Annotated in this window: 5 protein-coding genes and 2 rRNA genes; all 7 read left to right on the top strand. The window is 29.8% G+C overall.

Annotation, left to right across the window (positions count from 1 at the left end):
• Positions 1 to 89, top strand: a 5S ribosomal RNA gene (gene rrf / locus G594_RS19720); the annotation flags it as partial.
• 200 nt (positions 90 to 289) lie between these two features.
• Positions 290 to 2218, top strand: coding sequence for a 1,4-alpha-glucan branching protein GlgB (glgB, locus tag G594_RS19040; RefSeq protein ID WP_051196028.1), 1929 nt, complete (start codon positions 290 to 292; stop codon positions 2216 to 2218).
• Positions 2187 to 3620, top strand: coding sequence for a glycogen synthase GlgA (gene glgA, locus G594_RS0114250; RefSeq protein WP_027099196.1), 1434 nt, complete (start codon positions 2187 to 2189; stop codon positions 3618 to 3620). The genes glgB and glgA overlap by 32 nt, the downstream gene beginning before the upstream one ends.
• Before the next feature lie 19 nt (positions 3621 to 3639).
• Positions 3640 to 6072 (top strand): glycogen/starch/alpha-glucan phosphorylase, encoded by a 2433-nt coding sequence (locus tag G594_RS0114245; RefSeq protein WP_027099195.1) that lies wholly within the window; start codon positions 3640 to 3642, stop codon positions 6070 to 6072.
• Between the two features lie 199 nt (positions 6073 to 6271).
• Positions 6272 to 7432: a glucose-1-phosphate adenylyltransferase gene (locus G594_RS0114240; protein ID WP_027099194.1), complete on the top strand. Its 1161-nt coding sequence runs from the start codon at positions 6272 to 6274 to the stop codon at positions 7430 to 7432.
• A gap of 22 nt (positions 7433 to 7454) precedes the next feature.
• Positions 7455 to 8558: a glucose-1-phosphate adenylyltransferase subunit GlgD gene (glgD, locus tag G594_RS0114235; protein WP_027099193.1), complete on the top strand. Its 1104-nt coding sequence runs from the start codon at positions 7455 to 7457 to the stop codon at positions 8556 to 8558.
• Between the two features lie 420 nt (positions 8559 to 8978).
• Positions 8979 to 9230, top strand: a 16S ribosomal RNA gene (locus G594_RS0114230); the annotation flags it as partial.

The raw sequence follows: 9230 nt of genomic DNA, 5'->3' as shown, positions 1-9230 counted from the left end.
TCCTTCCCATACCGAACAGGAAAGTTAAGCTCTATAGCGCCGATGGTACTGCATGGGAGACTGTGTGGGAGAGTAGGACGTTGCCAAGTTATAAAAAGAATAGCAATAGCTATTCTTTTTTTGGTTATATAAATTTATATAAAATAGGAAAAGGGATATGGTTTATACATATCTCTTTTAATTTATAACGATTGCAAATGATAAATTGCTATTTATTTAAAGTTTATTAATAAGTTTTCTTCTTTTTGAATACTATGTAAAGAGCAGTACTAAAAAGGGAGGATTATGAATGGAGAATAATGAAATTTATATGTTTCATAAAGGAATGAATTATAAATCCTATAAATTATTGGGAGCTCATGCATGCGAATCTAATGGTATTAAGGGAATTCAATTTACAACTTGGGCACCTAATGCACAAGAAATGTGGATAGTTGGAGATTTTAATAACTTTTATGTGGATAACAACTATAAAATGAAACTAATATCCAAAGGTGGCTTATGGAGTAGATTTTTACCTAAACTAGGGGAAGGTATTAAGTATAAATATGCTATAAAGACAATGGATAATAAAATTATTTTTAAGTCTGATCCTTATGCTATATGTTCTGAAGTAAGACCCAATACAGCATCAATTACATATAGTCCTAAAGAATATATATGGTTAGATAATAATTGGATACAGGAAAAAAGTAAAAAAGATATATATAATACTGCTATTAATATATATGAAATTCATTTGGGATCTTGGAGGAGAGATAATAATAAGTTTTTAACATATGAAGAATTAAGTGAAGTATTACCAGATTACTTAACAGAAATGGGTTATAACTATGTTGAAATTATGCCTTTATGCGAACATCCTCTTGATGCATCTTGGGGGTATCAATGTACAGGATATTATTCATTAACAACTAGGTACGGAAATATTGAAGGGTTTAAAAAATTAGTTGATAAACTACATCAAAATAATATTGGAGTTATTTTAGATTGGGTACCAGGTCATTTTTGTAAAGATGCACATGGCTTATATATGTTTGATGGAAGTCCAACTTATGAATATGAGGAGTATTGGAAAGCTGATAATAAAGGTTGGGGAACTTTTAATTTTGATTTAGGGAGACCAGAGGTAAAAAGTTTTCTTATATCAAATGCTATGTATTGGATAAATGAATTTCATATAGACGGATTAAGAGTAGATGCTGTATCTAATATTATTTACTTAAGCTATGGAAGAGAATATGGTGAATGGGTTCCTAATAAGTATGGTACTGATTGTAACTTAGAGGGGATTCAATTTTTAAAAGATTTAAATACAGCAATAAAAGAAAACAATGAAAAAACTATTATGATAGCTGAGGAATCAACGGCATGGCCTAAAGTATCAAGAAAGGTTATTGATGGTGGGTTAGGATTTGACTTTAAGTGGAATATGGGATGGATGAATGATGTACTTGAATACACTAGTAAAGACCCTATATATAGAAAGTATCATCATAATAAATTGACTTTTTCATTAATGTATAACTATTCAGAGAGGTTTATATTGCCCTTTTCACATGATGAAGTTGTACATGGGAAGAAGTCTTTAGTTGATAAAATGCCAGGAGATTACTGGAGCAAGTTTGCTGGGTATAGATTATTAATTAGTTATATGCTTGGACATCCGGGAAAGAAATTAAATTTTATGGGAAGTGAATTTGCTCAATTTATAGAATGGAGAGAATATGAGCAATTAGAGTGGAAGCTTATTGATATGTTTCCAATGCATAAAAAGACTCAGAGGTTTATTAAAGATATTAATAAATTTTATTTAAATAATAAAGCATTATGGGAATTAGACTATGATGTAGATGGCTTTAAATGGATAGATGCAGATAATAAAGATCAAAGTATAGTTTCATTTATAAGAAGAGGAAAAAGTAAAGAAGATACTTTAATATTTATATGCAATTTTACTTCAGTTGTAAGGTATGACTTTAGAATTGGAGTTCCATTACAATCAGACTATATAGAAGTATTTAATAGTGATGATGAAAAATATGGAGGGTCTGGACAAGTTATGTCAGAAGTAAATTTAGTTCCAGAAGAAATAGAATTTCATAATCAGCCATATAGCATACAGATTAAGGTTCCACCTATGGCAACATTAATTTTAGGTATAGAAAAAGGGGGAGAAAATAATTATGAAAGTATTACTTGTAGCATCAGAGGCTAATCCATTTATTAAAACTGGAGGTTTGGGAGATGTTGTTGGGGCTCTTCCAAAAGCTTTAAGTAAAAAAGGGTTAGATGTAAGAGTCGTAATACCAAAATATAAAGGAATAAGAGAAGATTTAAAAAATAAATTTAGCTTTGTTAAATGGTTTATGGTGAAGGTTGGATGGAGAAATCAATACTGTGGTATTTTTGAATGTACTCATAATGGAGTGAAGTATTACTTTATTGACAATGAGTACTACTTTGGAAGAGATGAAGTATATGGGTGCTATGATGATGGAGAAAGATTTGCATATTATGATAGAGCTGTCCTAGAGTTCATTAATGAAATAGCATGGATACCCGATATCATACATTGTAATGATTGGCAAACAGGAATGATTCCAGTTTTACTAAAGTTGGAGTATTCAAAAGATGAACTTTATAAAAATATAAAAACTATATATTCCATTCATAATATTTTATTTCAAGGAATTTTTCCAAAAGAAGTATTACCAGATTTATTTGGGTATGATATGGAACCATATAATAATGGGAGTTTAGAATTTTATGAATGTATTAGTTTTATGAAAGGTGGAATTAATTATTCAGATAAGGTAACTACGGTAAGTAATAGTTATGCAGAAGAGATAAAAACTCCAGAGTATGGAGAGAAGTTGGATGGATTATTAAGAGAACATAATTATAATCTTAAAGGAATATTAAATGGCATAGATTATGAAGAATATAACCCTTATAAAGATTTTAATATTTATAAGCTTTTTCAAGAGGATGTATTAAGTGATAAGCAAGAGAACAAGATTAGGTTACAAGAAGAGCTTGGATTACCAATAAATAAAGAAATACCTATGATAGGCATTGTTTCTAGACTAACTAATCAAAAGGGAATGGATTTGATAATTAGTATTGCAGATAGGCTATTAAAGAATAATATTCAATTAGTTATAGTAGGAACTGGTGATTGGTACTATGAAGATAAATTTAAAAACCTACAATATAGATATAAATATAAGGTATCAGCAAATATTAAATTTGATAATATATTAGCCCACAAAGTATATGCAAGTAGTGACCTCTTTTTGATGCCTTCTTTATTTGAGCCTTGTGGATTAGGGCAATTAATAGCACTTAGATATGGAAGTATTCCTATAGTAAGAGAGACTGGTGGGTTAAAGGACACAATTTTCCCTTATAATCAATACAATGAATTAGGAAATGGATTTAGTTTTACAAATTATAATGCAGAGGAATTGTTGATGATAGTAGAGTATGCATTAAGCTTCTATAAAAAAAAGGAAGAATGGAGCAGAATTGTAAGACAAGCACTTAATTCAAATAATAGCTGGGATAAATCTGCTAATGAATACCAACAGCTATATGTGGAGACAACAAGAACCTGATTATAGGAGGGATTAAAAGTTGGCATTAGATAAAAATACATTTAAGAAAGCTTATGAGAATAAGTATAAGGATATTCATGGAGACGAGATAGAAAATGGTAATAACCTGCAAAGGTATGAAGCCCTAGGGAGTTTAATAAGAGATTATGTAAGTTGGTTATGGTTAGATACTAATAAAAGATACAATAAAACTGGAGAAAAGCAAATTTATTATTTCTCTATGGAATTTCTTTTAGGAAGATTGCTTGGAGATACCTTAATGAATTTAGGTTTGATTGACATATGTAAAGAAGCTTTAGCAGAGTTAAATATAGATTTGAGGGACTTAGAAGAATTAGAAGAAGACCAAGGGCTAGGAAATGGTGGGTTAGGAAGATTAGCAGCATGTTTTCTAGATTCTATGGCATCTTTAGGTATTGCTGGACATGGCTGTGGAATAAGATATAAGTATGGATTTTTCGAGCAAAAAATAATAGACGGAAAACAAGTTGAACTATCAGATAATTGGTTACGTCAAGGTAACGTGTGGGAAAGAAGAAAAATTGAAAAAAGTGAAGTAGTAAAGTTTGGTGGAGAAGTTAAGGTAGAAAATATAGATGGCAGAATAGTATTTACTCAAATTAACTATGAACCTGTTTTAGCTGTTCCATATGATACTCCAATTGTAGGATATGAAAATAATGTTGCTAATACATTAAGGCTTTGGAGTGCGGAAACTGTATCTAATGAATTTGATTATTCATCATTTAGTAGTGGAGAATATCTCAAAGCAATAGAATATAAAAACTCAGTAGAATCAATATCACAAGTACTATATCCAGAGGATTCATTTTATGAAGGAAAAATACTTCGATTAAAACAACAATACTTTTTTGTATCTGCTGGTATCCAAAGTATTATAAGACATTATAAAGCGCATGGTGGAAATATAAAATTCTTAGATGAAAAAATATCAATTCATATAAATGATACTCATCCAACACTAGCTATTCCAGAATTGATGAGAATATTATTAGATGAAGAGGGATTAGGCTGGGAAGAGGCATGGAGAATTACTACTAATATAGTATCATATACTAATCATACAATATTAGCTGAAGCTCTAGAAAAGTGGCCTATAGATATGTTTAAAGGATTATTACCTCGTATATATATGATAGTTGAAGAGATAAATGAAAGGTTCTGTTCAGACCTTTGGAATAAATATATTGGACAGTGGGAAAAGATATCAGATATGGCCATAATAGCAGATGGTCAAGTTAGAATGGCTAATTTAGCAGTTGTAGGTAGTCATAGTGTGAATGGGGTAGCAAAACTTCATACTGAGATTTTAAAGAAAGAAGAAATGAAAAATCTGTATTACTTCTATCCTAATAAGTTTAATAATAAGACTAATGGAATTACTCATAGAAGATGGTTGTTAAGGAGTAATCCAGGGCTTACAAATCTTCTTTGTAATACTATAGGAGATAGTTTTATAAAACATCCTACAGACTTAATAAATTTTGAAAAGTTTACTTATGATAAAGGTGTACAAGAAGAATTGGAAAGGATAAAGAAAAAAAATAAAGAGAGATTAGCTGAAAAGATTTATAAAAAGAATGGTATTATAGTTGATACATCTTCTATATTTGATGTGCAAGTTAAGAGAATTCATGGATATAAGAGGCAGACTCTTAACTGCTTAAGAATAATGGATTTATATAATAAGCTTACTAATAATCCTAATTTAGATATTCATCCACGAACCTTTATATTTGCAGGAAAAGCAGCACCAGGATATTATCTTGCAAAGAATATAATAGAGCTTATTAATGCTATAGCAGATAAGGTAAATAATGATCCATTAGTAAATAAAAAGATAAAGGTAGTATTTCTAGAAAATTATAATGTTTCATTAGCAGAGGAGATTATACCTGCCGCAGATTTAAGTGAACAAATATCCACCACAACTAAAGAAGCTTCAGGAACATCAAATATGAAATTTATGATGAATGGAGCTATAACAATAGCTACTTTAGATGGTGCTAATATAGAAATTAGTGATGAGGTTGGAAATAATAATATATTTATATTTGGGCTTACAGCAAGACAAGTACTAAGCTATATAGAAAATGGAGGATATTCATCACAAGATATATACAATAAAAACGAAAGTATAAAGAATGTTATAGATGATTTGATTAATGGTAAATACTCTAAGGATAGAGAAAAGTTTAGAAGTATATATGATCATTTAACAATTTTTAATGATGAGTTTTATGTTTTAAAAGATTTTGATTCATATGTTGAAACTAACAAAAAGGTAGATAGTATTTTTAAAGATATGTATAAGTGGCAAGAGATTTGTGGCATTAATATTGCTCATTCAGGTGTTTTTTCTTCTGATAGGACAATACAACAATATGCTACAGGTATATGGGGCCCTGAACTTATATATAAGAATTTATAGTTAATATATTATGTAGAATAAAAGCAAATAAAAAAAGGTTTAAAAGGATAAAAATAATTTTAAAGTGTGATAAATACAAGGTTTATAAAGAGAAACCTTGTATTTTTTTGTGAAATAAATGTAAATAATATGTATATTAGTATGATTGAATTCATATTGTTATAGTGAAGAATAAGAAGATTAGAAGGGAGAGAAATGATTGGGTAAGAGTGAGATAGTAGCAATGATTTTAGCAGGGGGGCAGGGATCTAGATTAGGAGTATTAACGAAGAAGCTTGCTAAACCAGCAGTACCATTTGGTGGCAAATATAGAATAATAGACTTTCCATTGAGTAACTGCTCTAATTCAGGAATATACACTGTTGGAGTTTTAACACAATATAAACCATTAGAATTAAACGCTCATATTGGAATAGGAAGCCCATGGGATTTAGATAGAAGAGATGCCGGTGTGAGAATATTACCCCCATATCAAGAAGAAAAAGGTGGCAATTGGTATAAAGGTACAGCTAATGCAATATATCAGAACACAGAATTTATTGATAGTTATAATCCAGAGTATGTATTAATTTTATCTGGTGATCACATATATAAAATGAATTATGATGAAATGCTAGAAAAACATAAAAGTAGTAATGCGGATGCAACAATTGCAGTAATTAATGTATCAATTGATGAAGCAAGTAGATTTGGAATTATGAATACAAGAGAAGATCATTCTATTTATGAGTTTGAGGAGAAGCCCAAGGTGCCTAAAAGTACTTTAGCATCTATGGGAATATATATATTTAATTGGAAGACATTAAAAAAATATTTAAGGGAAGATGAGTTGGATAGATTTTCAAGTAATGATTTTGGTAAGAATATTATTCCCAAAATGATAAAAGATAATCTTAAAATGATGGCATATCCATTTGAAGGGTATTGGAAAGATGTTGGAACAATCCAAAGCTTATGGGAAGCTAATATGGACTTATTAGATGAGGATAATAAATTAAATCTTTATGATAAAGAGTGGAAAATATATTCATCTAATCAAGTAAGTATAGCTCAATATATAGGAGAAGAAGCACTAATAAAAAATTCACTTATAGTAGAAGGGTGCACTGTATATGGAAATGTAGAGGATTCTGTTTTATTTCAAGGTGTTAAGATAGGAAAAAAGGCAATTATAAAGGATTCAGTAATAATGCCTAATGCATCCATAGGAGATAATGTAATTATTGAAAAAGCTATTATTGGCAGTGATGCAATAATAAGAAAAGGTTGCAGAATAGGCGATGGAAATGAAATAGCTGTAATAGCATCTAGTGAAGAGGTTAAATCAGGAAGTTTAGTAGAAGCCTGCAGTACAATATAAAACTATGAAAGGAGGGAAATTAATGAACAATTGTGTTGGGATAATAAACTTAGATGAGAATGAAAAAAGGATGGACGAGCTAGTTCGAAATAGACCGTTAGCTTCAGTTCCTATTGCAGCTAAATATAGGATAATTGATTTTGTACTTTCAAACATGACTAATTCTGGGATTGAGTGTATAGGAATATTTACAAAAAATAAATCTAGATCACTAATGGATCACTTAACTAATGGGAGACCATGGGACCTTCATAGAAAGAAGGATGGACTAAAGGTATTTAACTTTGGTGATGAGGAGCCATTTGTTAATGATGTTGATAATTTTTATGATAATATAGAGTTTATAAAAAATAGTAGAAAAGATTATGTTTTATTAGCGTCATCATATATGATATGTAATATTGACTATAGGGACGTACTTATGCATCATATAAAAAATAAAAATGATATAACTGTTATATATAAAGATATAAATAATGCAAATAAATCTTTTCTTGGGTGTGATGTGGTAAATGTAGAGGAAGGTAAAGTTAAGTCTATAGGTAAGAATGTGGGAGAGGATAATTTAGCATCTATAAGTATGGAGATGTATATAATGCCTACTTATCTATTTATAGATATAGTAAATGAATGTGTTAAAAGAGGAAGTTATAAAAAAATAAAATTATTTATACATGATAATTTAGATAGATTAAATGTAGGTTCCTATAAATTTAATGGTTATCTTTCTTGCATTAACTCTTTAACTAGTTACTACTATACAAATATGGATTTACTTAAAAGAAAAGTAAGTAGGGAGTTATTCTATAATGGTGGTACAATATATACAAAAGCAAAAGATGAAGCTCCAACTAGATACACAAGGGACAGTAAAGTGATAAATTCTATAATTGCAAATGGATGTTATATAGAAGGGGAAGTAAGAAACAGTATAATATCTAGATGTGTTTATGTAGGAAAAGATGTAACAATAGATGGGTGTGTAATATTACAGGATGTTGTTATTGGAGAAAAAGCTAAGCTTGAGAGGATAATAGTAGATAAAGGCACACAGATATTAGAAGATAAAAATTATGTTGGATCTAAATCTTGGCCAGTAGTTATGAAAAAAAGACAATATATATAGCAATGAAAGAGCATGATAATATTAATTATCATGCTCTTTATTGTTTAATAATAGATAAAAATGAAGAGATAATAAGTGTTTATTAAACAAACTGAACCTGGTGTATCAATATTTAATAATTATAGAATTATTAAGAAAAATAGAAAAAGATATGAATAATTTAATTAAATAACTAATATTATATTAATGATGTTTTATTTATATGATAAGATATGATTCGTCGCTTGGTTGTGACGCCAACAAGTAAGAAAATAAATCAAAAAAACTTGTTGACAATAACAAAGTTAAGTGATAAAATAAAAAAGTCGCTTGAGTGCGACACACAAATTGGTCTTTGAAAATTGAACAGAATATAAAGTTAAAAACCAGCAATTCTTTTTTACGAGTAAACTTGAGAAATCAAGTAGCAAGATTAAACTTTTTATTGAGAGTTTGATCCTGGCTCAGGACGAACGCTGGCGGCGTGCCTAACACATGCAAGTCGAGCGATGAAGTTCCTTCGGGAACGGATTAGCGGCGAACGGGTGAGTAACACGTGGGCAACCTGCCTTATAGAGGGGAATAGCCTTCCGAAAGGAAGATTAATACCACATAAGATTGTAGCTTCGCATGAAGTAGCAATTAAAGGAGCAATCCGCTATAAGATGGGCCCGCGGCGCATTAGCTAGTTGG

Source organism: Clostridium paraputrificum AGR2156 (assembly GCF_000424025.1).
GTDB classification, from domain to species: Bacteria; Bacillota; Clostridia; order Clostridiales; family Clostridiaceae; genus Clostridium; species Clostridium paraputrificum.
Note: the sequence above shows the minus strand (reverse complement) of the source record. Positions and strands in the feature narration are given on the sequence as shown.